Here is a 26,048-nt window from a genome sequence, read left to right as displayed (position 1 = left end):
CCCTTATTTTCACTTTTACCTTTACACACACAAGGCATCGTAATGAAAAAAGTATTGAGTCTGACCACCCTGATGGCCGGCGCGATGATGGTATTTAATGCTACCGCAGCGGACGCACCTAAAGTACTGAACCTGGGCATTCTCGGTGGGCAAAACGCCACCCAGCAGATTGGTGATAACCAGTGCGTTAAGCAGTTCCTGGACAAAGAGCTGAGCGTCGATACCAAGCTGCGCAACTCCTCCGACTATTCCGGCGTGATCCAGGGGCTACTGGGCGGCAAAATTGACCTGGTGCTGAGCATGTCGCCGTCGTCATTTGCTTCGGTGTACATCAAGGATCCGAAAGCGGTGGATATCGTCGGTATCGCGGTGGATGACGTTGACCAATCCCGTGGTTACCACTCGGTGGTGATCGTTAAAGCCGGTAGCCCGTATAAAAAGCTGGAAGACCTGAAAGGCAAGGCGGTGGGCTTCGCCGATCCGGATTCCACTTCCGGCTTCCTGATCCCGAACCAGGAATTCAAGAAACTGTTCGGCGGCACGGTAGACAATAAATACAACAACGCTTTCTCCAGTGTGACCTTCTCCGGTGGCCATGAGCAGGACGTCCTCGGCGTGCTGAACGGTCAGTTCGAAGGCGCAGTGACCTGGGCGTCGATGATCGGCGACTACAATACCGGCTACACCAGCGGCGCATTCACTCGCATGATCCGCATGGATCATCCGGACCTGATGAAACAGATCCGTATTATCTGGCAGTCGCCACTGATCCCGAACGGCCCAATCCTGGTGAGTAATGCATTGCCGGCAGAATTCAAAGCCAAAGTCGTGACTGCCATCAAGAAGCTGGATAAGGAAGACCACCAGTGCTTTATCAAGGCGATGGGCGGCAAACAACACATCGGCGACACCACACTGGCGGAATACCAGAACATCATCGATATGAAGCGTGAGTTGACCAAAGGCGACCGTTAATACTGCCGGGGTTCGGCCTGTCTGAACCCCGTTGAATGACTCACGTCGGAAGCCTATACCCAATAGATTTCACATCGCAGGTAGGCGGCAACTGAGTGAGGCCTCAGGAGCTTGGCCTACCAAGTGACTGGGGTGAGTGAAGGCAGTCAACACCCCTGCGATTTGAAAGATGAAGGGTATATTTTGAATAAAGATTTTGCGCACTATTACCAGCAAATCCGCAGCAAGCAAAAGCGTGAGACGCTGATCTGGTCGCTCGGTCTGGTGGTGCTCTACCTGGGCGCCGGCAACATCGCCGAGTTCAACCTGCACACCGTATGGCTATCGATCCCCCACTTCTTTGACTATCTGGCGGAAACCATTCCGACCCTGCACTGGCGCTTATTGTTCGCCGATGGCCACACCGAAGGGTCATTCGCCTACTGGGGTTACCGGCTGAACATTCAATTGCCGCTGATCTGGGAAACCTTGCAGCTGGCGCTGGCGGCGACCATTCTTTCGGTGCTGGTGGCCGGTGTGCTGGCGTTTTTGGCGGCCAATAACACCCACAGCCCGGCGACGTTGCGCCTGACAATCCGCACGCTGGTGGCATTTTTACGCACCATGCCGGAACTGGCGTGGGCGGTGATGTTTGTGATGGCGTTCGGCATCGGCGCTATTCCCGGCTTTTTGGCGCTGGCGCTGCACACCATTGGCAGCCTGACCAAGTTGTTTTATGAGTCGATTGAAACCGCCTCCAACAAGCCGGTACGCGGGCTGATGGCCTGCGGTGCGACCCCGTTGCAGCGCATGCGTTTTGGCATGTGGCCCCAGGTGAAGCCGGTGTTTCTTTCGTACAGCTTTATGCGGCTGGAAATCAACTTCCGCCAGTCAACCATTTTGGGATTGGTGGGGGCGGGTGGCATCGGGCAGGAGTTGATGACCAACATCAAACTCGATCGCTACGATCAGGTCAGCATGACGCTGCTGCTGATTATCCTGGTGGTTTCGCTGCTGGATTACACCTCAGGTGAACTGCGCAAACGAGTCGTGGAGGGGAAAAAATGATAACGGCACCCACTATTTCGGCGGAAAAGCTGCAAACGCTCAAACAGCAGCATCCGGAGATATTTTCACAGCAGCGCCGCTACCTGCGCACTATCGGTATTGTGGCGGTGGCGATTGCACTGTATTACCTGTTCTTCTTCCAGTTCTTCGGCATTGCCTGGCCACAATTTATTAACGGTTGCCACCAGCTCGGCCGCTACTTTATGCGCATGTTCGTCTGGCACGATTTCGTCAACTGGCCGTTCATGTACTACTTCCAACAGATATTTATCACCATCGGCATCGTGTTTGCCGGCACCCTTACCGCCTCGTTGATCGCCTTGCCGCTGTCGTTCTTTGCGGCGCGCAACGTGATGTCGACGCCGTTGCTGCGACCGATCTCGGTGCTGGTGCGCCGCCTGCTGGATGTCTTGCGCGGTATCGACATGGCGATTTGGGGGCTGATTTTTGTACGCGCCGTTGGCATGGGGCCGCTGGCTGGGGTACTGGCGATCGTGATGCAGGACGTCGGGCTGCTAGGCAAACTGTACGCCGAAGGGCACGAAGCGGTAGATAAATCCCCCAGCCGGGGTCTGACGGCGGTGGGAGCTAACGGCCTGCAAAAGCACCGCTACGGTATCTTTACCCAGTCGTTCCCCACATTTTTAGCGCTCAGCCTGTACCAGATTGAATCCAACACCCGTTCTGCTGCGGTGCTGGGCTTCGTTGGCGCCGGCGGTATCGGCCTGGTGTATGCGGAGAACATGCGGCTGTGGAACTGGGACGTGGTGATGTTTATCACCCTGATCCTGGTGGTGGTGGTGATGATTATGGATAAGGTATCGTCCATCCTGCGCAATAAATACATCATTGGCGAAGACATCCCGCTGTATCAGCAAAAAAGCCAAATCGATTGAGAAACCCCGCTCTGATCCCTATACTGCCGCACATATTCAACTGTGCGGCCGTTTTTTGTCAGCCCCTCGCGTTAATTACCCAAAGTAATTGGAATTGCGGCAAGGCGGCAACTGAACGAATGCCAATGAGCTGACTAAAGTCAGTGATTTGGGTGAGTGAAGGCAGCCAACACCGCCACAGTTTCAAGTACAAAGGGTAAAGGCAATTCTATGATCAACAATGATGTGCTGCGCAGCGTGCGCTACATGCTGAATATTAACGACGCGAAAATGGTTGAGATTATCAAGCTGGATAATTTCGACGTTGCGGTCTCGGCAATGAGCACTTACGTCATCAAGGAAGGTGAGCCAGGTTTCGAAAACTGTCCGGACGAAGTGATGGCACACTTCCTGAACGGTCTGGTGTTCTTCAAGCGCGGTAAGGACGACAAGTTCCCGGCGCCGGAAGTGGAGCTGCCTGTCACCAATAATCTGGTGTTGAAAAAGCTGCGTGTAGCCTTCGAGTTGAAAGATACCGACATGCACCAGATCTTCACCGCCGTGGAGTTCCGCATTTCCAAACCGGAACTGAGCGCGCTGTTCCGCAAAGAAGGCACCAAAAATTTCCGTCCTTGTGGCGACCAGATGCTGCGTTACTTCCTCAAAGGGTTGGCGCAACGTCTTCGTGGTGCATAAATAACACCCCGGTGGTGATTAAGGCGTGATCGAAAGATTACGCCTTTTTTATTGGTTTCGGGGGAGAGGGGGCCAGCAGTTCGAACAGATGCTGGGCGAGGGTGGGAGCAATAAATACGGAACGACCAAAGTTTTTGCGACGGAAAAACTGTCAAGACAAGAAATCATCGACTACGCCCAATCATTGGCAGGAGCCGTACCATTGGAAGAGAAGAAAATCCCTAAGGGCATGGTTTACTTTGCAAAGAAAGATGGGGTGACTATCAATCTGAGGGAGTATTCAAGTAGGGATGAAAAAAAGCTCGCTGGACTATTGATATAGTTGGCAACGAAAGCCTTGAAACCCTGCAAGGAAAAGTTAAGAAGAGAATTGAAATAAAGTTTCGATGAGGTTTCCACATGCTGTATAGCGATGAAGAATACAAGGTATTTAGTGACGAACTAGAAGGAACATCTATTGGTACTGTGTGGTCAGCCATGAGAGCTGATAACTTCGAAAAAACCTCAATGTAGTATGAGGAGAAAAAAGATTATTTTTTAGAGCTCCTATATCGCCTTATGCAGGATGGAAAAATAAACTTAGCCAGTCGGGGAGAATTTTGGGAGGGAAGTGTTGCAGATCAAATTACACTGTATTGCGAGAATTTTCCTGAAAATCAGGAGGAAATGGATGCCGATGCCTTTGACGGATTCTGGTTTCTGACAGAAGAATGCCCCGCTGGAATCGTCTGGATCCATGACAGCGGCTATGAAGATTGGACCTGACCTGCACATAGAAACGGTTCTTCGGAGCCGTTTTTATCGATTTTTTTCCTGCCTCAACTGACAATACACGTCAAAATAAAAAAACCATTAAGAATTAATAATATCAATTAATTGCCCGTAAGGTGACACATAAAACGTAACCTAAAATCCGCAGTCAGGTTTCTGACCGCTGTCCTCACGGTGCCGGGTTTCATACCCGGCGCCGTTTTCGTTTAAGAGATTTCGCGTGCCAGAATGTTGGCCGGTGGATGCAGACTGATGTTGATCTGTTTATCCGCCGCCGTTTGGCGGTATTCGTTGAGCATCGCGCGGATATCGTCGTCCAGGTAGTTAATCCCTTCGCAATCGATAATCACCGTGCTGTTGGGCTCTATTTGCGCCAATAAATGCTTCAGGCGCATCTTGTTGAGAAAGGTCAGATTTTGTTGGCACTGAAGCAGATAATGGTCGTCGTAGCGGGTCAGATGCAGGGCGTGACGATTGCTTTGGTACAGGCTCCACAGCAGTTGCGCCGCCAGGCCGATCGCAATGCCCGCCAGCATGCCAAATGCCAGAATACCGCCGATCGTCGCGGCAAAAGGGACGAACTGTTGCAGGCCCTGACGCCACAGACTGATAAAAATACGCGGGTGCGCCAGCTTAAAACCGGTGTAGATCAGGATGGCCGCCAGACTGGCCAGCGGGATGCTGTTGAGCAGCTCGGCAAACAGCAACGCACTGAGCAGCAACAGTACGCCGTGCAGCAAAATAGACACCCGGCTGCGTGCACCGGCCTGCACGTTGGCAGAGCTGCGCACGATCACGGCGGTAATCGGTAAACCGCCCAGCAGCCCGCTAATGCAGTTGCCCACGCCTTGCGCGCGTAGCTCTTTATCGGCGGAGGGTTCCGGCATCATCGGTGCCATCTTTTTCAAGGCTTCCTGGCTCAGCAGGGTTTCCAGGCTGGCGACAATCGCCAGGGTAATTGCCACCAGATAAACCGCCGGGTTGCGCCACGCTTGCCAGTTCGGTAGGGAAAATTGTGTCTGCAGCGCTTCAACACTGTTCAGTGCCGGCAACTCTATCCGCGGCAAAGTGCCAATGGTGGGCCAAATCTTCTGGCCGAGCCAGACAAACAGACAGCCCCACAACACGGCGACCAGAGGGCCGGGTAATGCCGTCAGCCGCAGACGTTGTTTGAGCGATGAGCGCCCCCAGAAACCGATCAGCAGCAGGGCACCCAGTGTCAGTGACACCGCCGCCGGAGCGATATCCCCCCGCAATTGTGCGCCAGACGGTTTCTCACTCAGACCATGCCCTGACGGATAACCCATGGCTAATGGCAACTGTTGCAGGATCAGTAAAATACCGATGGCGGCCAACATACCGTGGATCACCGCTCCGGGGATCAGCGCCGCCAGCTTGCCGCCACGCAGCAGGCCGAATGCCAGTTGCAACACGCCGGCCAATAACAAGGCGAGCAAAAACGACGGGAAGTCGCCCAGCGTTACCATGGCACCGGTGACAATGGTCACCAGCCCGGCGGCGGGGCCGCTGACCGAAAACGGGGAAGGGCTGAGCAGGGTGACGACAATGCCGCCGATCACCCCGGTCAGCAGGCCGACGAACGGCGGGACACCGCTGGCTTGCGCAATGCCCAGGCTCAGCGGCAGGGCGACCAGAAACACCACCAGCCCGGCGGGCAGGTCAAAACGCAGATCGGCGCGATTCATGTCACCCTCCCGGCGGCGTTACGCTGCTCCAGCACATTCAAAAATCCGGTATGCATATCGTAAATGCAGCCGACCAGCGTCAAGCGGGCATTGTGTCGCCAGGCGCGTTGAATCAACTGGGTTTTGCTGAGGGTACTGAGCTGGAGCTGTACGTTGGTGTGCGCCGCCTGGTTCAGGTGAGTCGTTTCGTCGTCCTGGGTATCGTTGCCCAATGGCAAATGCGGTTCCAGGCTAGTACGCAGCGAATTGAGGCGGCGGGTTAGTGAGTCCTTACTGAGGGTGTCGCGGCTGCTCAAGGCAGATTGGATGCCACCGCAGCCGTAATGCCCGCAAATCACGATGGCCTCAACCTCCAGATGTTCGACCGCGTATTGCACCACGCTCATCAAATTATCATCCTGCTCTTCGACCATATTGGCGATATTGCGGTGTACAAACAGTTCGCCGGGCTGTGCACGAACGAGGGTTTCGGCGGGGACCCGGCTGTCGGAACAGCCAATCCACAGCGTGTGCGGTTTCTGCGCCTGTGCCAACTGCGGGAAGAAATTGGGATCGCGCGCTTGTTGCTGGGTTGCCCAACTGCGGTTTTTAACCAGCAGATGATTAATCAATGTCATGGGGGCTCCTTGGGTCAGGGTATTTAGCAGCGAGAAAGTTCGGCGCTGACGTGCAGGCCGCCGCCACTAGTAAAAACTCCAGACCTAGGTTAGTCCAATCATTGTGCGAATGATAAGCAGGGTTTGTGTAAAGTTTTCTATATCGAGGTGGTCTTGGTTAAATACTCTACTTTCAAGTCTGTTTTGTTATAAACATATATAGGTTATTTTATGGTTTTTAATTCTGATTTTTTAATTAAGACTGAAACTTAATTGGTGTTTTTATGGTTTTTTGTAATTCATTATTCTCCTGTTTGTTTTGACTTGATGAAGGTTGATGGCATTGTTTTGTAATTAAATAATTTATTAAAACCACAGGCTAATTATTTCTGATTAATCGTAAATTGGTATTCAAACACACGCACATATATTAGGGTTAATTTAAGGAAAACATTTTTGTATCGGCATAATAACGGTTTATTGCACCTTTTTTGTTCGCCGCTTGCCCGTGGCTGGTGCAGGTTTTCTCTGTTTTAAGATAAGTTTTTCTTATAATTTATTAGAATCAGCCAATTAAAAACTGGCACGCCGGTTGCTCTATGAATCCCATCTTGTGTACCAGATGGAATTCAGCCAATGACTCAGCCTGTAAATCTACGCGGTTTCACCCTCGGTGAATGGCAACACCATTATCACACCCGCCCGGCGGGCGAGCGCATGGCCTGCGTGCGCGCTACTTTGGCTGCATGGGTTACCGATCTCCCTGCGGATGACAATGCCTGGCTGTATCTTGCCGACGCGGTGCAGCTGGAGGCGCAGTGCCAACGACTGGCCCAACGGCTTGAAGCCGTCGCCGGCGATATCAGCCGCCTGCCGCTGTTCGGCGTGCCCTTTGCGGTTAAAGACAATATCGACGTCGGTGGCTGGCCGACCACCGCCGCCTGTCCGGAATTCGCCTATCAGGCGACAGCAGACGCCGGCGTCGTCGCCAATCTGTGCGCCGCCGGTGCCTTGGTGATCGGTAAAACCAACCTCGATCAGTTCGCCACCGGCCTGGTGGGCACCCGTTCCCCGCACGGTGCGGTGGTAAACAGTTTTGACAGCCGTTACGTCAGCGGCGGCTCCAGTTCTGGATCGGCCTCGGTGGTGGCGCGCGGCCTGACGCCGTTCTCACTGGGTACCGATACCGCCGGTTCAGGGCGCGTCCCGGCCGGATTCAACAATATTGTCGGCCTGAAACCGACCAAGGGCTGGTTATCGAATCAAGGTGTGGTACCCGCCTGTCGGCTGAATGACACGGTGTCGGTATTTGCCCTGACGGTGGTGGACGCCGCGCTGGTGGCTGAACTGGCGGGTGGCTACGACACCGCCGACGCTTATTCCCGTATCAATCCCCATACCGCCCCGGCGGACCTTCCCGCGGCAACACGCTTTGCAGTGCCCGCGCAGCTCGAATTTTTTGGCGATACACAGGCTGAGCGGGCTTTTCAACGGGCGCTGGCGCAGTTGCAACGCTGTGGCGTGACGCTGGAAACCCTCGATTTTACCCCGTTCCGCGTACTGGCGGAGCAGCTCTATTACGGCCCCTGGGTGGCGGAACGCACCGTGGCGGTCGAAAAGATGTTGAGTGCCAACCCGCAGGCCATCAACCCGGTGGTGCGCGGCATCGTCAATAACGGCCTGAAGTACAGCGCCTGCGATGCCTACAAAGCGGAATATTTGCGTGCCGAACTGGCGCGGCAGATTGAACAGCGGCTGGCTCCCTTCGACGCGCTGGTGGTACCGACGTCACCGACCATCCGCACGCTGGCGGAAATGGAGCAGGAGCCGGTGTTGTTCAACTCGCAGTTTGGCACCTACACCAATTTCACCAACCTGGCCGATCTGAGCGCGCTGGCGCTGCCGGCGTCGATGCGTGACGACGGCCTGCCCGCCGGTATCACGCTGGTCGCTCCCGCCTGGCACGATCGGGCGCTGGCCGCGTTCGGGGGGCGCTGGCAACAGGCGCAGGATCTGCCGTTGGGCGCCACCGGACGCCCGCTGCCACCTTCGCAATCCCTTATACCTTCGACCCAGCACGTGCGGGTGGCGGTGGTGGGTGCCCACCTCAGTGGAATGCCATTGAATTTCCAGCTCACGCAGCGTGCGGCGGCTTTGGTGGAACAAACCACCACCGCGCCGTGCTACCGGCTGTACGCGTTAGCCAATACTCAGCCGCCAAAGCCGGGGTTGGCCAAAACCGAACAGGGGGCCGCTATCGATGTCGAGCTGTGGGATATCCCGCTGGCACGTTTCGGCGAATTCGTGGCGGAAATACCGGCGCCGCTGGGCATCGGCACGCTGTTGCTGGCGGACGGTCGCCGGGTGAAGGGCTTTATCTGCGAACCCTGGGCGCTACAGGGCGCCACGGACATCACTGAATTTGGCGGTTGGCGCAACTATGTCGCCAGCCTGAAGGGGGCTTGATCATGTTTTCTACCGTACTGATTGCCAACCGTGGCGAAATCGCCTGTCGCGCCATCCGCACACTGAAACGTTTGGGTGTGACCAGCGTGGCGGTCTATTCCGATGCCGATCGCAATGCACCGCACGTTACCGAAGCCGATTTGGCGGTGGCACTCGGCGGTGAAAAACCCGGCGACAGCTACCTGTGTATCGACAAGATCCTGGCGGCGGCGGCAGAAACCGGCGCGCAGGCGATCTATCCCGGTTACGGCTTCCTCTCCGAGAGCGCTGAGTTTGCCGACGCCTGTGAAGCGGCGAGCATTGCCTTTATCGGTCCAACGGCGGCGCAAATCCGCGAGTTCGGCCTGAAACACCGGGCGCGTGAGTTGGCGGCGGTGGCGCAGGTGCCGATGACGCCGGGCACCGGCCTGCTGGACAGCGTTGAACAGGCGGTCAACGCCGCCAGCCAGATTGGCTACCCGGTGATGTTGAAAAGCACCGCCGGCGGTGGCGGTATCGGCCTGACGCGCTGCGATGACGAAGCCGCACTGCGTGAAGCCTACGACAGCGTTAAACGGCTGGGTGAGCAGTTTTTCCGCGACTCTGGGGCCTTTATTGAGCGCTTTGTCGATCAGGCGCGCCATGTCGAAGTGCAGATCTTTGGCGACGGTCAGGGCTGGGTGGTCGCGCTCGGCGAGCGTGACTGCTCATTGCAACGTCGCAACCAAAAAGTGGTGGAAGAAACCCCGGCACCCAACCTGCCTGCGGCCACTCGTCAGGCGCTGCATCAGGCGGCGGTGGCGCTGGGAGCGTCGGTTAATTATCGCAGCGCCGGTACCGTGGAGTTTATCTACGACGGCGCACGCGACGAATTTTATTTCCTCGAGGTGAACACTCGCCTGCAGGTGGAGCATCCGGTCACCGAGATGGTCACCGGGCTGGATCTGATCGAATGCATGTTGCAGGTGGCGGCGGGGGATGCGCTGGACTGGGCGGCACTGCAACGTCCGCCGCAGGGCGCGTCGATTGAAGTGCGCATTTATGCGGAAGATCCGCTGAAGAACTTCCAGCCCAGCCCGGGTGTATTGACCGAGGTGTATTTCCCAGAGTCCGTGCGGGTTGACGGTTGGGTCGCCACCGGCAGTGAAGTGTCGGCATTTTACGACCCGATGATCGCCAAGCTGATTGTCCACGGCGAGGATCGCCAGCAGGCGCTGGAGAAAATGCGCGTGGCGCTCGAGGCTACCCGGCTGCACGGCATTGCCACCAATCTGGATTACCTGCGGCAGGTGATTGCCACCGCCGAATTCCAGACCGGCAGCGTGTGGACCCGCATGCTGGACAGCTTCCGCTTCCAGCCCAGCAGCATCGAAGTATTGCAACCGGGGACCTACAGCAGCGTGCAGGATTACCCGGGTCGTCTCGGTTATTGGGATATCGGCGTACCGCCGTCCGGGCCGATGGACGACTTTGCTTTCCGGCTGGCCAACCGCATTGTCGGTAACCACCCCAGTGCCGCCGGGCTGGAGTTTACCCTACAGGGGCCGACCTTACGTTTCCACTGCGATGCCACTATTGCCCTGACCGGGGCGGACTGCTCGGCGGATCTGGACGGAAAAGCGCTGGATTACTGGCAGCCGGTTGCGGTTCGGGCCGGGCAGGTACTGACGATGGGCCGCGCCCGGCACGGATGCCGCACCTATCTGGCGGTGCGTAACGGTTTCGACGTGCCGGTGTATTTGGGCAGCCGTTCGACCTTCGCGCTGGGGCAGTTTGGCGGTCACGCCGGGCGTACTCTACGGGTCGCGGACATGCTGGCGGTGTCCCAACCGGCATTGGCCGCGACCACCACGCCCGCACCGATCGCCGCGCCGCAGGCAATGGATGACAGCCTGATCCCCGAATACGGCAACCTGTGGAACATCGGCGTGCTGTACGGGCCGCACGGCGCGCCGGATTTCTTTACTCCGGAGTCGATCGAAACTTTCTTCGCTGCCGAATGGCAGGTGCATTACAACTCCAACCGGCTGGGCGTGCGCCTGTCTGGGCCAAAACCCGAGTGGGCACGGCAGGACGGCGGTGAGGCGGGGCTGCATCCGTCCAACGTGCATGACTGCGAATATGCCATCGGTGCGATTAACTTCACCGGCGATTTCCCGGTGATCCTCACCCGCGACGGGCCGAGCCTCGGTGGCTTTGTCTGCCCGGTGACCATCGCCAGGGCCGAATTGTGGAAAGTCGGCCAGGTGAAGCCGGGGGATCGCATCCGCTTCCACCCGATTGGCTTCAAACAGGCGCAGTCGCTGGAGCAAGCGCAGCTCGGCAGCATCGAAGCCTTGGCGGCGGTAAAGGCGATTACCCTGGCCGCACCGGATCTGACACCGGGTGCCACCGGGTCGGCCAGCATTCTGGCGACGTTATCGGCCACCGACAGCCGCCCTGCAGTGGTCTATCGCCAGGCAGGGGACGGCTACATTTTGCTGGAGTACGGCGACAACGTGCTCAGTCTGGCGCTGCGGTTACGCATTCATCTGCTGATGCAGTCGCTCAGGCAGGACGTCATTCCCGGCGTTGAGGAGTTAGCACCCGGCGTGCGATCGCTGCAGATCCGCTACGACAGCCGCGTGCTCGGTCAGGCCGATTTACTGACGCGTTTGTTGGCGCGCGAGCAGGCGCTGGGGGATGTCAGCCAACTGAAGGTGCCGACGCGCACGGTTTATCTGCCGATGGCGTTTGAAGATTCTGCCACCCTGGGAGCGGTGGAACGTTATCAGCAGACGGTCCGATCGTCCGCCCCCTGGCTGCCGAACAACGTCGATTTTATCCAGCGTATTAACGGGCTCAGCACGCGTGAGCAGGTGCGCGACATCATCTTTGATGCCAGTTACCTGATCCTCGGGCTGGGTGATGTTTATCTCGGCGCGCCTTGCGCGGTGCCAATTGATCCGCGTCACCGCTTGCTCAGTTCCAAATACAACCCGGCGCGTACCCATACCGCCGAAGGCACGGTCGGTATCGGCGGCATGTACATGTGCATTTATGGCATGGATTCGCCAGGTGGCTACCAACTGGTCGGGCGCACGTTGCCAATCTGGAACAAATTCCTCAAAAACCCGCAGTTCACCGCCGGTGAGCCTTGGCTGCTGCACTTCTTTGATCAGGTGCGTTTCTACCCGGTCAGCGAGCAGGAACTGGATGAACAGCGCGAGGCGTTCCGTGAAGGGCGCGCGCAGATCCGCATTGAGGACAGCGAGTTTGATTTTGCCGAATACAGCCGTTTCCTGGTGGACAACGCCGAAGATATCAGCGCCTTCCAGCAGCGTCAGCAGCAGGCGTTCAACCACGAGGTGACGCGCTGGCAGGAAGAAGAAGGCGAAGCCGAGGCCCAACTGTTGCCACCGCAGATTGATGAGGAAGAAGTGGACGGTTATCTGGTCAGCGCCGACCTGAACGGCAGCGTGTGGAAGATCCTGGTGGAGCCGGGACAACAGGTAGAAGCCGGTCAGCCGCTGATCGTGGTCGAGGCGATGAAAATGGAACTGGCGGTCACCGCACCGCGCGCCGGGATCATTAAGCGCATCAGTTGTCAGCAGGGGCGGCCTGTCGGGCCGGGCGACGCCCTGTTGTGGCTGGAGCACGCCAGTTAACCATCTTTAATCGTCGCGGCGCGGCAGGCAGCGCCCGCAGAGAGGAATGCGATGCAAATCACCAATAACCGCAACAAGGCGCGGCCGGAGGGGCTGGCGGAGCGCATCTATCTGCAGCTCAAGGACGACATTTTTGATTTTCAGCTGCTGCCGGGCGATCGCTTTAGCGAAAACGAAGTGGCGCTACGCATGGACGTCAGCCGTACGCCGGTGCGTCAGGCGTTGTTCTGGCTGGAGCGCGAAGGCTATGTCGAAGTGCATTTTCGCAGTGGTTGGCAGGTGCGGCCGTTCGATTTTGCCTACTTCGAGGAGCTGTATGACCTGCGCATCGTGCTGGAGTGTGAGGCGGTTAAACGGCTGTGCGCGCGGCTGGCGGGCGAAATGCCGTTGCAACTGGAGACGCTCAGCAGTTTCTGGATCGACGAGCCGCGGCTTGAGGACGGGAAGACCGTTTCGCTGCACGACGAGCAGTTTCACATGGCGCTGGTGGAGGCGGCGGGCAATGGCGAAATGGCGCGTATCCATCGTGACCTGACCGAGAAGATCCGCATCATTCGTCGGCTGGACTTCACTCAGGGTAGCCGGGTGGCGGCGACCTATAACGAACACGCCGCGATTTTGCGGGCAATCTTGCAACAGCAAACCGAGGAGGCGCAAACGCTGCTCAGCAACCATATTGCCGTCAGTAAGGCTGAGGTCAGAAAAATAACTTTACATATGTTGCATCAAGCACGCCTCCAGCCCTAACCCGTCGCCTTTCGAGCTGCAGCGTTGTTAGCTGCGGGCGCTCACCCCGGTCACTTACTTGAGTAAGCTTCCGGGGACTCCCGCCCTTGCCGCCTAGCTGCAACTCGAAATCCATAGGGTTAGGTTTTTTTAAAAAGAAGGTTGGTTTTCTAACACACATCAGGAGTTTGAATTATGCAACGTCGTCACTTTATAAAAGCTTTCGCGCTGTCTGCCACCATGATCGGTATGGGGATGGCCTGGGGCGTGCAGGCTGCCGATACCATCAAGGTCGGCATCCTGAGTTCGCTGTCCGGCACCATGGCCATTTCTGAAACGCCGCTCAAGGACGTGGCACTGATGACCATTGATGACATTAACGCCAAGGGCGGCGTATTGGGTAAAAAACTCGAGGCGGTGGTGGTGGATCCCGCCTCCAACTGGCCACTGTTCGCCGAAAAGGCGCGTCAGTTGCTGAGCCAGGACAAAGTGGCGGCGGTGTTTGGCTGCTGGACTTCGGTATCGCGTAAATCCGTGTTGCCGGTGTTTGAAGAGTTGAACGGTTTGCTGTTCTACCCGGTGCAGTACGAAGGGGAAGAGATGTCGCCTAACGTGTTTTACACCGGCGCCGCCCCTAACCAGCAGGCGATCCCGGCGGTGGAATACCTGCTGAGCGAAGACGGCGGATCGGCGAAACGCTTCTTCCTGCTGGGCACTGACTACGTTTATCCGCGTACCACCAACAAGATCCTGCGCGCCTTCCTGCATTCGAAAGGTATTCAGGATAAAGACATCGAAGAGGTCTATACGCCGTTTGGTTACAGCGACTACCAGACCATTGTCGCCAACATCAAGAAATTCTCCGCCGGTGGCAAAACGGCGGTGATCTCCACCATCAACGGTGATTCCAACGTGCCATTCTACAAAGAGCTGGCCAATCAGGGCATTAAGGCCACCGATGTACCGGTGATCGCCTTCTCGGTAGGGGAAGAAGAGCTGCGCGGTATCGACACCAAACCGCTGGTGGGTAACCTGGCAGCCTGGAACTACTTCGAATCGGTGGAAAACCCGACCAACAAGCAGTTTGTCAGTGAATGGCGGGCCTATGCCAAGGCGCACAACCTGCCGAACTATGCCACTGCCGTGACCAACGACCCGATGGAAGCCACCTATGTCGGCATCCACATGTGGGCGCAGGCGGTTGAGAAGGCCGGTACCACGGACGTTGACAAGGTACGCGCGGCGATGGCCGGGCAGACCTTCGCCGCGCCATCGGGCTTTACCCTGACCATGGATGCCACCAACCATCACCTGCACAAACCGGTGATGATCGGTGAAATTGAAGGCAACGGTCAGTTCAACGTGGTGTGGCAAACCGATGCTCCGGTACGCGCCCAGCCGTGGAGCCCATACATTGCCGGCAACGACAAAAAGTCGGAAAGCCCGGTAAAAGGCGGTAAGTAATGCCTGGCCCCCCGTTACGGCGGGGGGCTGACTGAGCCATGCCCTATTGCGACGAGACATCTGATGAAACTTTTATCTTTAAGCCATCTCAGGCATCTGTGGTTATTGCTGTGCTGCCTGCCCATGTTCGCGCAGGCGGGGCTGGCCGACGACTTTGCTGCGGCCAACCGTACGCAGCAGGCCAAATTATTGCAGGCGTGGGCAACCGCGCCGGATGCTGCGCGTTTGCCATTACTGCAGGCGTTAAAGCAGGAAAACGTGGTGATCGACGAGGCCAAACATGCCTTTATCCAGCAGGGAGATCGCTATCAGCCGCTGGAAGGTAACGTTGCCCCGGTCGGTACGCCAAAGAAGCTGTGGCTGAATAACCGGCTGCGTATTCTGATTGCCAACGCGCTGTCGGCACACCGGCTGGTCAGTGAAGATCCGGCGCTGCGTTTACAGGCGGCGCAGGCCCTGCAGCAGGAGGCGCAAAACAGCCAGTTACCGCTGTTGACCCAACGCCTGGCACAGGAAAAAGACAGCCGGGTGCATGAGGCGCTGAGCATCGCGCTGGCCAATCTGCAACTGACCGACGCCGATGCCAAAGTGCGCCTCAATGCGGTGCAGCTGCTCGGCAGTTCGGGTGCGCCGGAAACTCAAACCCGGCTACAGGCGTTGACCGACGCCGCTCATGAACCGGACGCCGCCGTGCGTGCCGAAGCGCTGAAAAGCCTGACCAGCGTGAAACACCGGCTGATGATCGGCGATCTGATTGGCCAGGCGTTTACCGGCCTGTCGCTTGGCTCGATCCTGCTATTGGCGGCGCTTGGGCTGGCGATCACTTACGGCCTGCTGGGGGTGATCAACATGGCGCACGGCGAAATGCTGATGCTCGGTGCCTACTCGGCTTATCTGGTACAGGGGCTGTTTCAGCAGTTTGCGCCGCAGTGGCTGGCGTTGTATCCGCTGGTGGCGTTGCCGGTGGCGTTCACCATCACCGCCTGCATTGGCATGGCGCTGGAGCGCACGGTGATCCGTCATCTGTATGGTCGGCCGCTGGAAACCTTGCTGGCGACCTGGGGGATCAGTCTGGTGCTGATCCAGGGCGTTCGGGTGCTGTTCGGCGCGCAAAACGTCGAGGTCGCCAACCCGGCCTGGCTGTCGGGCGGCATTCAGTTACTGCCGAATCTGGTGCTGCCGTGGAACCGTATCGCGGTGATCCTGTTTGTGGTGTTGGTGCTGGCACTCACCTGGCTGTTGCTGAATAAAACCCGCCTCGGCATGAACGTGCGTGCCGTGACGCAGAACCGTGCGATGGCCGCCTGCTGTGGTGTGCCCACCGGCCGTGTCGATATGCTGGCGTTCGGTCTGGGCTCCGGCATTGCCGGGCTGGGTGGGGTGGCGCTGTCGCAATTGGGTAACGTCGGGCCGGAACTGGGCCAGGGCTATATCATCGACTCATTCCTGGTGGTAGTACTCGGCGGCGTCGGCCAACTGGCCGGTACCGTGGTGGCGGCTTTTGGCCTCGGTATCCTCAACAAAATTCTTGAGCCGCAGATTGGTGCTGTATTGGGCAAGATCCTGATCCTGGCGCTGATCGTGCTGTTTATCCAAAAACGTCCTCAGGGACTGTTCGCCTTCAAGGGCAGGGTGATCGACTGATGAGCCAACCATTGACTGTCACCGGCGTGCAAAAGGCACCCCGACTGGCGCTGGGCATCGGCGGGCTGGCGTTGCTGGCGCTGTTGATTATGCCGTTTCTGGCGCTGTTGCCGGCAGACCATCCGCTGGCGATCTCCACTTATACCCTGACGCTGGTGGGTAAAATTTTGTGTTATGCGGTGGTGGCGGTGGCGCTCGACCTGGTGTGGGGCTATGCCGGGCTGCTGTCGTTGGGGCACGGGCTGTTTTTTGCCCTCGGTGGCTATGCCATGGGCATGTACCTGATGCGCCAGGCGGCGGGTGATGGCCTGCCAGGATTTATGGCCTTCCTGTCGTGGAACGAGTTGCCGTGGTTCTGGAGCGGTACCCAGTATTTCGCCTGGGCGCTGTGCCTGATCGTGCTGGTGCCCGGGGTGCTGGCCTTTATCTTCGGTTACTTCGCTTTTCGCTCAAAAATCAAAGGGGTGTATTTCTCCATTATGACCCAGGCGTTGACCTACGCCGGTATGCTGCTGTTCTTCCGTAACGAAACCGGCTTTGGTGGCAACAATGGCTTTACCGGTTTCACGACGCTACTGGGCTTCCCGATCACCGCGACCGGCACGCGGGTGGCGCTGTTCCTGACCACGGTGCTGCTACTGGCTGCCAGTCTGGCAATCGGCTTCGCTCTGGCACGCAGCAAGTTCGGTCGGGTGTTGACGGCGGTACGCGATGCGGAAAACCGCCTGACGTTCTGCGGTTACGATCCGAAAGGCTTCAAACTGTTTGTCTGGACGCTGTCGGCGGTGCTGTGTGGGCTGGCCGGGGCGCTGTATGTGCCGCAGGTGGGCATTATCAACCCGGGCGAAATGTCGCCGACCAACTCGATCGAAGCCGCTATCTGGGTGGCACTTGGCGGGCGCGGTACGCTGGTGGGGCCGCTGCTGGGGGCCGGTATCGTCAACGGTGCCAAGAGCTGGTTCACCATGGCCATTCCGGAATACTGGCAGTTCTTCCTCGGCCTGATGTTTATCATCGTCACGCTGTTCCTGCCGAAAGGGGTCATTGGCCTGCTGCGCAGAGGGAAATCACAATGAATTCGCTGCAAATGACCGAAGAGTTGTTCACCCAGCCGCTGCCGGCCGATAAATACCGTCAGCAAACCGATCCGGTGCTGCTACTCGACAAGATCAACGTCAGCTTCGACGGTTTCCGTGCGCTGAGCGATCTGTCGTTGCAGATCGGTGTAGGTGAATTGCGCTGTGTGATCGGGCCCAACGGCGCGGGGAAAACTACGCTGATGGATGTGATCACCGGCAAGACCCGACCGGACAGCGGCAGGGTGTTTTACGATCAAACTGTTGATCTGACCGCGCTGGATCCGATGCAGATCGCCCAGGCAGGCATTGGTCGCAAGTTCCAAAAGCCCACGGTGTTTGAGGCGCTGACGGTGTTCGAAAACCTGGAGATCGCCCAGAAAACCCAAAAGTCGGTATGGGCCTGCCTGCGGGCCAAACTGAGCAGCGAACAACGCGACCGTATCGATGACATGCTGAAGACCTTGCGGCTCGGCCATGAAAGGCATCGTCCCGCCGGGTTGCTGTCCCACGGGCAAAAACAGTTTCTCGAGATCGGTATGCTGCTGGTACAGGAACCGCACCTGCTGTTGCTCGATGAACCGGCGGCCGGCATGACCGATGCTGAAACCGAGTACACCGCCGAACTGTTTCGCTCGCTGGCGGGCAAGCATTCACTGATGGTGGTGGAGCACGATATGGGGTTTGTCGAAACCATTGCCGACCACGTCACGGTGCTGCATCAGGGGCAGGTGCTGGCGGAGGGCTCATTGGCGCAGGTGCAGACCGACGAGCAGGTGATCGAAGTGTATTTGGGGCGCTAGGAGCAGCTATGTTGCAAGTGAACGAACTGAATCAATATTACGGCGGCAGCCACATTTTGCGGGGCCTGTCGTTTGAAGCCCATATCGGCGAAGTGACCTGCCTGCTGGGGCGTAACGGCGTGGGGAAAACCACGCTGTTGAAGTGCCTGATGGGGCTGATCCCGGCCAAGAGCGGCAGTATCAGCTGGCAGGGCGAAAGCCTCAACGGCAGAAAACCGCACCAGCGGGTACAGGCAGGCGTCGCCTATGTGCCGCAGGGGCGTGAGATCTTTGGTCGCCTGACGGTGGAGGAAAACTTGCTGATGGGGTTGGCGCGCTTTTCTGGCAGTCAGGCCCGCAAGGTACCGGATCATATCTATGAACTGTTCCCGGTGCTGTTGCAGATGAAAGATCGGCGCGGCGGCGATCTCTCCGGTGGCCAGCAACAGCAGTTGGCGATAGGGCGTGCGCTGGCCTGCCGACCGCAGTTGTTGATCCTCGATGAGCCGACGGAAGGGATCCAGCCTTCGGTGATCAAAGAGATCGGCGCGGTGATCAAACAGCTGGCGGAAAGAGGGGATATGGCGATCCTGCTGGTGGAACAGTTTTATGATTTCGCCGCCGAGCTGGCGGACCGTTATCTGGTGATGTCGCGTGGCAGCATTGTCCAGCGCGGTGCAGGCAGCGCGATGGAGCAAGACGGCGTGCGCGGGCTGGTGGCGATATAAGGCTCAATAAGGTTGGGCAGTGGAAGGGCAATTATTTTTTCATGTAGCCTTTCACTGTTGCCATGAACACATCACGATCCCATTCCACAGCGTCCCCGCTGTTCTCACCCTCGGCGATCAAACGGCGTAGCTCTTCCAGTTTTGAGGCGGCGGTGCGCTCACGCAGGGTGCGCACCGATTCACGAATAACTTCGCTGGGGGTTCGGTAGTCGCCGCTGGCTACCAGACCTTCAACAAAGGTACGCAGTTCTTCACCCAGATCCACTGTTAATGTTCTGCCCATGTTTTCCCCTCCGCTATTCTCTTAATCATTGTAAGATTAGTTCTTACATTATGCACGTTAAAACTGGGGAGCCTAAAGTGGCAACAATACAAGGAACTCTGGCTTTTACATCATCATAAATTAGGGATAATTATGAACGAAATCACTATGTCGCGTCTGGGTTGCATCGTCCTGTCACTGTTCCCGGCTCTTTGGGGGATCTTCAGTCTGCTGAACAATACAGCCGATTTTGCTGGTACCGCCCGGCATGCCGTGGGGCCGCTGCTTGCCATGCAGGATACCTATCAGGTTCCCGGCTTAATGTGGCGCGCGGTCAGCGTAGAATGGGCCGGGCGGGTCGGGTTGGCGATGATCACTGTGCTGGAGTCTGTGGCCGGTATCACTGCTGCACTGGGTGTGGTGTTGATGCTGAAACATCTGCGCCAACCTTACGCGGCCTTTGCCAGGGGGAAAGCCTGGGCCATGCTGGGCACACTCTGTGCGATTGCGGTGTGGGGGCTCGGTTTTATGGTGGTCGCAGGCGACTGGTTTATGGCCTGGCAGGCAAAGGAAAACCCGCTAGCGGTGCAACTGGGGGCGATGCTGTACATGGTGCCCAATACGCTGGCCTTGCTGTTTCTGATGCTGCAGCGCGACGCTCGCTAAGCCGTGAAGTCGCAGGATTTTAATAAAACTGCGGCGAAGTTCGCGAAAGTGTTGCCAAATGCTAACCTGCCAGGCCTTGTCACATTTCGTTCATAGTTGTGCCATAGCATAATGACGCTTATATAAATTTATAAAAAATCAACATGTTAAGAATTTTGCGAGGGATAAATATGAGCGATAAATCCGATAAGGATCTGCCGGCGTCGGCGCAACAGCAGCAGCCGAGCAATCCAGCGCGTCGGCGTTTTCTGGCAGGCGCGACGGTGCTGGGGGTCGGTGCCTCGATTGCGCCGTTGGCCAGGGCCGCGGCTGACGGCAACAAGAAAGTGGTACTGAACACTTTGCCGACCAGCGCACAAAACCCACTGCTGCGGCGTCATGTGAAAAATGTAGTGGTAATCTACGCCGAAAACCGCAGTTTCAACAACTTGTTCGCCAATTTCCCCGGAGTAGAAAAACCGCTGTCGGCACTTAAGCCGGAGGAGTACCAGCAGCGCGATCGTGACGATAAGCTACTGGATTCTTTGCCACCGATCTGGAAAGGCCTGGTGCCAAAAGAGCAGGAAGTCGGGCATGTTAATTACAAAATCGACGAAGACGCAGTATTCACCAATCAATTACCGAATCAGCCGTTTGTGTTGACCGGGCCGCAGGGCGAGAATTTGCCGCACGGCGTGGTCACGCGCGATCTGTGGCATGTGTTTTATCAAAACCAGATGCAGATTAACGGCGGTAAAAACGACAAGTTTGTTGCCTGGGCCGATTCCGGTGCCCTGACCATGGGTTATTACGGTGACGGTGCTTACAACCTGCGGTTGTGGACCTTAGCGCAGGAATTTACCCTGTGCGATAACTTCTTCCAGGGGGCGTTTGGCGGCTCCTTCCTGAATCACCAGTATCTGATTTGCGCCCGCCCGCCGTTTTACCCCGAGGTACAAAACTCAGTCGCCAAAGACGGCATTGCCTTGCTTGAAAGCGATGACGTGACGGACTCGCGCCTGAAGCCGTTGGGCGACTCGCCGGTCAGCGCTTCGTTTGGTATCCCGCTGTTTGGCAAGAGCCTGCTGACGCCGGACGGCTATGCGGTCAACACCATGGCACCGCCGTACTGGCCGTCGTGGACTCAGGATGAGAAAGATCCGACGCTGGCGGACGCTACCATGCCCAACGTGATGCCGCCGCAGAAACACCCGCACATCGGCGATTTACTCAGTCAGAAGGGGATCGACTGGGCATGGTACGCCGGGGGTTGGCAATACGCGCTGGACAACCGCAAGGATCAGGGTGATTTCCCCGGTGCGCCAGACTTTCAGTATCACCATCAGCCGTTCAACTATTTCGAAAATCTGGGGCCGGGCAATCCACAGGCACGCGAGGCGCATTTACGTGACGGCGGTATTGGCGATTCAACCGGCAGCAATAAATTTTTGGCCGCGGTGGAGGCGGGCACTTTACCGCCGGTGGCGTTCTACAAGCCGCAGGGCAACCTTAATATGCACGCCGGGTATTCCGATGTGGAAGCCGGCGACCGCCATATCGCCCATATCATCAACAGCCTGCGCAACGGCCCGCAGTGGGAAAATAGCGTGGTGGTGATTACCTTCGATGAGAACGGCGGCTGGTGGGATCATGTGGCCCCTCCGCAGGGCGATCGTTGGGGCCCAGGCTCACGTATCCCGGCGTTGGTGGTTTCGCCATTCGCCCGCAAAGGCTACGTTGACCATGAGGTGTACGACACCGGGTCAATTTTGCGATTAATCAGCCGGGTGTTTGATCTGCCGCCGCTGGACGGGCTAACGGAACGGGATAAGGCAATGGCGGCGCGCAGCCAGAAACCGCTGGGCGATCTGACTGGCGCGCTGGAGTTTCCGGGATAAGGGGTTACAGCTGCTTGGACATATACCAGATACCGATGGAACCCTGGGCGCTGGTGTAACAGGTCTCACCGCAAATACTCAGCCCCTGGCGTTGGTAAAAGCGCTGGGCGCTGGTATTGCGCTGTAATACTTCCAGCCACAGCGTTTGCTGTTTACGTTCGATCGCCCGAAGCTGCACCTGTTCAAAAAAGTGCTGGCCGTAACCCCGGCCGGCATATTCCGGCAGGAAATAGATTTTCTGCAATTCGGCCCCGGTTGTTTGGGTCGGTGCCAGCAGGCTGTTGAAATTCAGCCGCGCATAACCCACCAGATTGTCGTCTTCGTATCCTAATAGCCAGCAAACTTCCGTATCCTGCAGCGTTTTTTCCAGTGCCTCAACGGCAAAGTCTTGCGCCAGAAAAGCATCGAGTTCCGCTTTATGGTGCCAAAGTTCGCCAAAATGGGCCTGATAGGTGCGAATACCTACGTCACGAACCTGCGCTAAATCACCGCTCAAAGCCTGGCGGATACTGAACATATGAACCTCTTGGTGAGAAATGAGAAACGGCGAGCAACCTGAAAGGGAATCGCCGCGCTGGTGAAGATTTAGACACCCAGGGTATACGAGATATACTCAATATCTGTCTTCTTTTTGGCGACCGTTTGAATGGAGACGAGTTATCTATTACTGGTAATAAGGTATCAGTAATAGATAAAAGCTTTTTATTACATCTGTTTGAGCTGGCCGATGAGATGGGCATGACTCTGTTGGAAGATGATTACTTTATCGATCGTACCCATTGCGCATTTCTGACCGCAACAAACCCTCAATCAGCAAGATGCTTCGGCGTTTCCCGCCGGAATCCCAGTCCGAGAATCCGGCCAAATAAACGTGGCAACCAGCGGCTGTTGCCGACACGGGTCATCAGACTGGATCCACCGCGGCTGCCGCGACGTTTTTTCGGCCTGCGTTGGCTCATTTTAATTTGCAGAAACTGAGTGGCTTTGGTGGGGAAATTGCGGCGTCGTTGCACGCGCAACAGGTGCTTGAGCTGCAAACACTGGCTACGCAGTGGAGGGATAACCACATTGGCGGTAGCAACGGCATCCTGAATTGCCAGATTCACGCCGACACCGCCAATCGGCGACATGGCGTGTGCGGCGTCGCCAATGCACAGCACGCCCGGCTTGGCCCACTGATCCAGTCGATCTATGCGAATACTCAATAACTTCACCTGATCCCAACTGAGGATCTCCTGCAGGCGATGGTTCTGGAAGGGGGCGACCTCGGCGATATGCAGTAAAAATTTTTCCAGCCCCTCCTGCTGGATCGCTTCGAAGCTGCCCTTGTCGACTGAATAACCGCACTGCCAGTACTCACCCCGGTCGATCATGATGAAGTTTTGCTTTGGCCCAGTGTGACCCATCGACCAAGCCGGATCGCCGGGTTTTTTAGCGATCTTCATCCACAATACGTCACGCGGTGAGCCAAAACAGCGGCTGCTGAGTGCCGCCTGTTCCCGTACCACCGAGTTACGTCCGTCAGTGCCGATCACCAATTGGCAGCGGACGCGGATCGGGCCTTCCAGCGTATCCGCCAACACCCCGCAGACCTGACCGCGATCGTACAACAACTGGTGTACCTGCGCTGATTTGAGCAAGCTGAACGCAGGAAAGGCGGCGGCTTTTTCTGCCAAAAAGTTGAGAAACTCCCACTGCGGCATAAAGGCGATAAATTTGCAGCGCGTCGGCAGGCGGGTGAAGTCGGCAAGCGTAATATCACGCCCGGCGATCTCGGCATGCAGCGTTTCTGCGCGCTGGTGTGGCAGTGCCAGCAGTTCCTCAAGCAGGCCAAGCTGATGCATGATTTCCAGAGTGGAAGGGTGAATGGTATCGCCGCGAAAATCACGCAGGAAGTCGGCGTGCTTTTCCAGCACCATTACGTCTATCCCCGCCCGGGCCAGCAGATAGCCGAGCATTAATCCGGCGGGGCCGCCGCCAACGATGCAGCAAGTGGTGGTGTAAGCTGTGATCGGTGACTGTGACATAGCGGTTGGCTCCTGGGATCCGCATCCTGCCGATCCTGATTGAAAACTCAATATTGATAATGATTATCAATATCAAGACGAGCTGTCAACCCGCGGCGCTGTGTGGTCAAAGGGGGACGAGGTGGTAAAGCCGACTGTTTGGCAAGCAGAGCGATGCTCCTGAAAGTTATTGACCGGCTGAGCATCACGCGCCATCTTCGTTAGTCATATCGGCATCATTTTGACCAATAGTTCTTAAAAACAGGATGGTTAGTATGGGGCGAATAACCTTCGATCTCGACGATTTGCGCAGCTACGTGACCGGTATTGAGCTGGGCAGTTTCGCAAAAGCGGCGGAGCGGCTTGGACGATCTACCTCGGCGGTCAGCGCGCATCTGAAAAAGCTGGAGCAGCAGGTGGGCAGCCCGATCCTGCGTAAGTCCGGGCGCGGCATGGTGATGACCGAGGCCGGTGAAACCCTGCTGGGCTATGCTCGTCGCTTGCTGGAGTTGAATGATGAGGCCGCGACCGCAGTGCGCGGGCTGGACCTGCACGGCACTGTCAGGCTAGGTTTGCAGGAAGACTTCGGGGAAACCTTTTTACCGCAGGTCCTGGGCAGTTTTGCCCGAGCGCATCCGCGAGTGCGTATCGAAGCACGTATCGCCCGCAATACCGAACTGCTCGAGTGGGTGTTGAAAGGGCAACTGGATTTGTCGCTGGCGTGGGACGGCGGTATCAGCACGCCGTTTTATCAGACATTGGGTCAGCGGCAGATGCACTGGATTGCCTCATCCCATTTTGAACTGGCACCATGGAGCCAGGGAGATGAACCGCTGCCACTGGTGATGTTTGATGCCCCATGCCTGATGCGCAGCGCGGCGATTAAGGCGCTGGATCGTGCCGGTATTCCCTGGCGTATCGCCTTTACCAGCCACAGCCTGAACGGCGTGTGGGCCGCGGTCAGCGCCGGATTAGGGGTGACGGTGCGCACCAACGCCGGGCTGCCGTCGGGACTGTCCCTTTTGCCACCTGACGTGTTGCCGTCGCTAAATCAGCTAGGCGTGGTGCTGCACCGTGCCGAAGAAAACCCGTCAGCAGCGATCCAGCGTTTGGCGCAGATCGTCGCCGATCGGATCAACGGTTAGTCCTGCTCGATCGGCTGTTTGCCGCTCAGTGCACCCCATTCACTCCAGGCACCGTCGTACAGTTTTACCTGCGGTGCAGCCAGCGACAGCAGGCCGAAAGCCAGTACTGCCGCCGTCACGCCGGAGCCACAACTGGTGATGATCGGTCCGTCGATATTCACGCCCTTGTCGCTGAAGGTTTTCTTCAGCGCTTCCAGCGATTTGAAACGGCCGTTTTCCAGCAGTTCGCCGTAAGGAATATTGATGCTGCCGGGGATATGACCCCGGTGCAGACCGGGGCGCGGTTCTGGTGCTTCTGCGTAGAAACGCGGTGCGGCGCGCGCGTCCAGGATTTGCACCTCAGTGTTCAGCACCTGTTCTACCTGCTGCATATTGACGACTGCGTCGGCATTGAAGCGGGCGTTGAAGGTTTGCGGCGTGCGTTGCGCTGCACCGGTCGCCAGCTGTTGGCCCAGTGCTGTCCAGCCGTTCAGGCCTTCGTCCAGCACATAAACCTGCTGGGCACCAAAATTACGGAAGGTCCACCAGCCGCGCGGGGCCGAGAACTGATTGCCCTCGTCATAAAACACGATGGTCTGTTGCTCGCTGATGCCCAATTTACCCACCGCTGCGCTGAATTCCTCCGCCGTCGGCAGCATATGCGGCAGCGTGGTGTTTTTGTCCGCGACGTCATCGATATCGAAATACACCGCGCCCGGGATATGGCCGCGTTCAAATTCGGCGAGCATGTCTTTCTTCGGCACCAGGCCGACCGGGGACATCCTGACATCAACCACGATCAGGTTTTCATCGTTGATATGTTGCGCAAGCCATTGCGGAGTAACCAGAAACGGAGAGTTCATCGTTATTTTTCGCCTGTGGTGAAAACGGTTTTTCACTATACACCAGCCGCTTTGGCGATGTGATCCATCCGT

Annotated in this window: 23 protein-coding genes; 17 read left to right on the top strand and 6 right to left on the bottom strand. The window is 57.2% G+C overall.

Translation table 11 applies throughout. From position 1 onward, the window contains the following. The first annotated feature begins 42 nt into the window (after positions 1 to 42). From phnD to F8R23_RS10560, 6 genes are all read left to right on the top strand, one after another. The gene (gene phnD, locus F8R23_RS10585) at positions 43 to 975 is read left to right on the top strand and encodes a phosphonate ABC transporter substrate-binding protein (RefSeq protein WP_099063975.1); all 933 of its coding nucleotides are present in this window, start codon (positions 43 to 45) and stop codon (positions 973 to 975) included. A gap of 183 nt (positions 976 to 1,158) precedes the next feature. Beyond that, positions 1,159 to 2,022, top strand: coding sequence for a phosphonate ABC transporter, permease protein PhnE (gene phnE, locus F8R23_RS10580; protein ID WP_099063976.1), 864 nt, complete (start codon positions 1,159 to 1,161; stop codon positions 2,020 to 2,022). Beyond that, positions 2,019 to 2,918, top strand: a complete 900-nt coding sequence (phnE, locus tag F8R23_RS10575) for a phosphonate ABC transporter, permease protein PhnE (RefSeq protein ID WP_112350187.1) — start codon at positions 2,019 to 2,021, stop codon at positions 2,916 to 2,918. Before phnE (F8R23_RS10580) ends, phnE (F8R23_RS10575) begins: the two co-directional genes overlap by 4 nt. A 210-nt stretch (positions 2,919 to 3,128) precedes the next feature. Further along, entirely contained in the window at positions 3,129 to 3,593 is a 465-nt protein-coding gene (locus F8R23_RS10570) for a YehS family protein (RefSeq protein WP_099063977.1), read from the top strand. 25 nt (positions 3,594 to 3,618) lie between these two features. Then, positions 3,619 to 3,915 (top strand): hypothetical protein, encoded by a 297-nt coding sequence (locus F8R23_RS10565; RefSeq protein ID WP_129935561.1) that lies wholly within the window; start codon positions 3,619 to 3,621, stop codon positions 3,913 to 3,915. A gap of 236 nt (positions 3,916 to 4,151) precedes the next feature. Next, a complete protein-coding gene (locus tag F8R23_RS10560; RefSeq protein WP_129935559.1) occupies positions 4,152 to 4,358 on the top strand; it encodes a DUF596 domain-containing protein in 207 nt (68 codons plus the stop codon). A gap of 212 nt (positions 4,359 to 4,570) precedes the next feature. Here the strand turns inward: F8R23_RS10560 and F8R23_RS10555 are convergent, their stop codons facing one another. Then, positions 4,571 to 6,070 carry a SulP family inorganic anion transporter gene (locus F8R23_RS10555; RefSeq protein WP_129935557.1) on the bottom strand — a complete coding sequence of 500 codons (1,500 nt, stop codon included), beginning with the start codon at positions 6,068 to 6,070 and terminating at the stop codon, positions 4,571 to 4,573. Further along, complete coding sequence (locus tag F8R23_RS10550) at positions 6,067 to 6,687, bottom strand: carbonic anhydrase (protein ID WP_129935555.1); 621 nt, start codon at positions 6,685 to 6,687, stop codon at positions 6,067 to 6,069. Before F8R23_RS10550 ends, F8R23_RS10555 begins: the two co-directional genes overlap by 4 nt. 615 nt (positions 6,688 to 7,302) lie before the next feature. Between F8R23_RS10550 and atzF the strand changes: the two genes are divergently transcribed. The 8 genes from atzF to urtE all read left to right on the top strand — a co-directional run bounded on the left by atzF (position 7,303) and on the right by urtE (position 19,178). Beyond that, on the top strand, positions 7,303 to 9,132 hold the full coding sequence (gene atzF, locus F8R23_RS10545; RefSeq protein WP_151415603.1) for an allophanate hydrolase: 1,830 nt from the start codon (positions 7,303 to 7,305) through the stop codon (positions 9,130 to 9,132). A gap of 2 nt (positions 9,133 to 9,134) precedes the next feature. Then, on the top strand, positions 9,135 to 12,758 hold the full coding sequence (gene uca, locus F8R23_RS10540; RefSeq protein ID WP_151415602.1) for an urea carboxylase: 3,624 nt from the start codon (positions 9,135 to 9,137) through the stop codon (positions 12,756 to 12,758). Between the two features lie 51 nt (positions 12,759 to 12,809). Continuing rightward, complete coding sequence (locus F8R23_RS10535; RefSeq protein ID WP_129935549.1) at positions 12,810 to 13,505, top strand: GntR family transcriptional regulator; 696 nt, start codon at positions 12,810 to 12,812, stop codon at positions 13,503 to 13,505. A gap of 174 nt (positions 13,506 to 13,679) precedes the next feature. Then, positions 13,680 to 14,948, top strand: a complete 1,269-nt coding sequence (urtA, locus tag F8R23_RS10530; RefSeq protein WP_129935547.1) for an urea ABC transporter substrate-binding protein — start codon at positions 13,680 to 13,682, stop codon at positions 14,946 to 14,948. 63 nt (positions 14,949 to 15,011) lie between these two features. Then, positions 15,012 to 16,592 carry an urea ABC transporter permease subunit UrtB gene (gene urtB, locus F8R23_RS10525; RefSeq protein WP_129938519.1) on the top strand — a complete coding sequence of 527 codons (1,581 nt, stop codon included), beginning with the start codon at positions 15,012 to 15,014 and terminating at the stop codon, positions 16,590 to 16,592. Further along, a complete protein-coding gene (urtC, locus tag F8R23_RS10520) occupies positions 16,592 to 17,668 on the top strand; it encodes an urea ABC transporter permease subunit UrtC (protein ID WP_085115802.1) in 1,077 nt (358 codons plus the stop codon). Before urtB ends, urtC begins: the two co-directional genes overlap by 1 nt. After that, positions 17,665 to 18,471 (top strand): urea ABC transporter ATP-binding protein UrtD, encoded by an 807-nt coding sequence (gene urtD / locus F8R23_RS10515; protein WP_211369073.1) that lies wholly within the window; start codon positions 17,665 to 17,667, stop codon positions 18,469 to 18,471. The genes urtC and urtD overlap by 4 nt, the downstream gene beginning before the upstream one ends. An 8-nt stretch (positions 18,472 to 18,479) precedes the next feature. After that, entirely contained in the window at positions 18,480 to 19,178 is a 699-nt protein-coding gene (gene urtE, locus F8R23_RS10510; RefSeq protein ID WP_085115803.1) for an urea ABC transporter ATP-binding subunit UrtE, read from the top strand. A 31-nt stretch (positions 19,179 to 19,209) separates the two neighbouring features. Here urtE and F8R23_RS10505 read toward each other — a convergent pair whose 3' ends face one another. Next, on the bottom strand, positions 19,210 to 19,461 hold the full coding sequence (locus tag F8R23_RS10505) for a type II toxin-antitoxin system ParD family antitoxin (RefSeq protein ID WP_129935543.1): 252 nt from the start codon (positions 19,459 to 19,461) through the stop codon (positions 19,210 to 19,212). A gap of 132 nt (positions 19,462 to 19,593) precedes the next feature. Between F8R23_RS10505 and F8R23_RS10500 the strand changes: the two genes are divergently transcribed. Both F8R23_RS10500 and acpA read left to right on the top strand, forming a co-directional pair. Continuing rightward, the gene (locus F8R23_RS10500; RefSeq protein WP_129935541.1) at positions 19,594 to 20,106 is read left to right on the top strand and encodes a DUF2165 family protein; all 513 of its coding nucleotides are present in this window, start codon (positions 19,594 to 19,596) and stop codon (positions 20,104 to 20,106) included. A gap of 170 nt (positions 20,107 to 20,276) precedes the next feature. Beyond that, positions 20,277 to 21,983 (top strand): acid phosphatase, encoded by a 1,707-nt coding sequence (gene acpA / locus F8R23_RS10495; RefSeq protein WP_129938518.1) that lies wholly within the window; start codon positions 20,277 to 20,279, stop codon positions 21,981 to 21,983. 4 nt (positions 21,984 to 21,987) lie between these two features. On the opposite strand, the gene F8R23_RS10490 is transcribed toward acpA, so the two are convergent. Together F8R23_RS10490 and F8R23_RS10480 are read right to left on the bottom strand one after the other, a co-directional pair. Beyond that, entirely contained in the window at positions 21,988 to 22,500 is a 513-nt protein-coding gene (locus F8R23_RS10490; protein ID WP_129938517.1) for a GNAT family N-acetyltransferase, read from the bottom strand. A gap of 289 nt (positions 22,501 to 22,789) precedes the next feature. Then, positions 22,790 to 24,010 (bottom strand): FAD-dependent oxidoreductase, encoded by a 1,221-nt coding sequence (locus tag F8R23_RS10480; RefSeq protein ID WP_129938516.1) that lies wholly within the window; start codon positions 24,008 to 24,010, stop codon positions 22,790 to 22,792. Between the two features lie 254 nt (positions 24,011 to 24,264). On the opposite strand from F8R23_RS10480, the gene F8R23_RS10475 reads away from it, so the two are divergent. After that, the gene (locus tag F8R23_RS10475; RefSeq protein WP_112350206.1) at positions 24,265 to 25,134 is read left to right on the top strand and encodes a LysR substrate-binding domain-containing protein; all 870 of its coding nucleotides are present in this window, start codon (positions 24,265 to 24,267) and stop codon (positions 25,132 to 25,134) included. On the opposite strand, the gene sseA is transcribed toward F8R23_RS10475, so the two are convergent. After that, the gene (gene sseA, locus F8R23_RS10470; protein WP_129935533.1) at positions 25,131 to 25,976 is read right to left on the bottom strand and encodes a 3-mercaptopyruvate sulfurtransferase; all 846 of its coding nucleotides are present in this window, start codon (positions 25,974 to 25,976) and stop codon (positions 25,131 to 25,133) included. The genes F8R23_RS10475 and sseA overlap by 4 nt on opposite strands. Positions 25,977 to 26,048: the final 72 nt, after the last annotated feature.

Origin of the sequence: Serratia proteamaculans, assembly GCF_008830365.1 — a bacterium.
Taxonomy (GTDB): domain Bacteria; phylum Pseudomonadota; class Gammaproteobacteria; order Enterobacterales; family Enterobacteriaceae; genus Serratia; species Serratia proteamaculans.
Note: the sequence above shows the minus strand (reverse complement) of the source record. Positions and strands in the feature narration are given on the sequence as shown.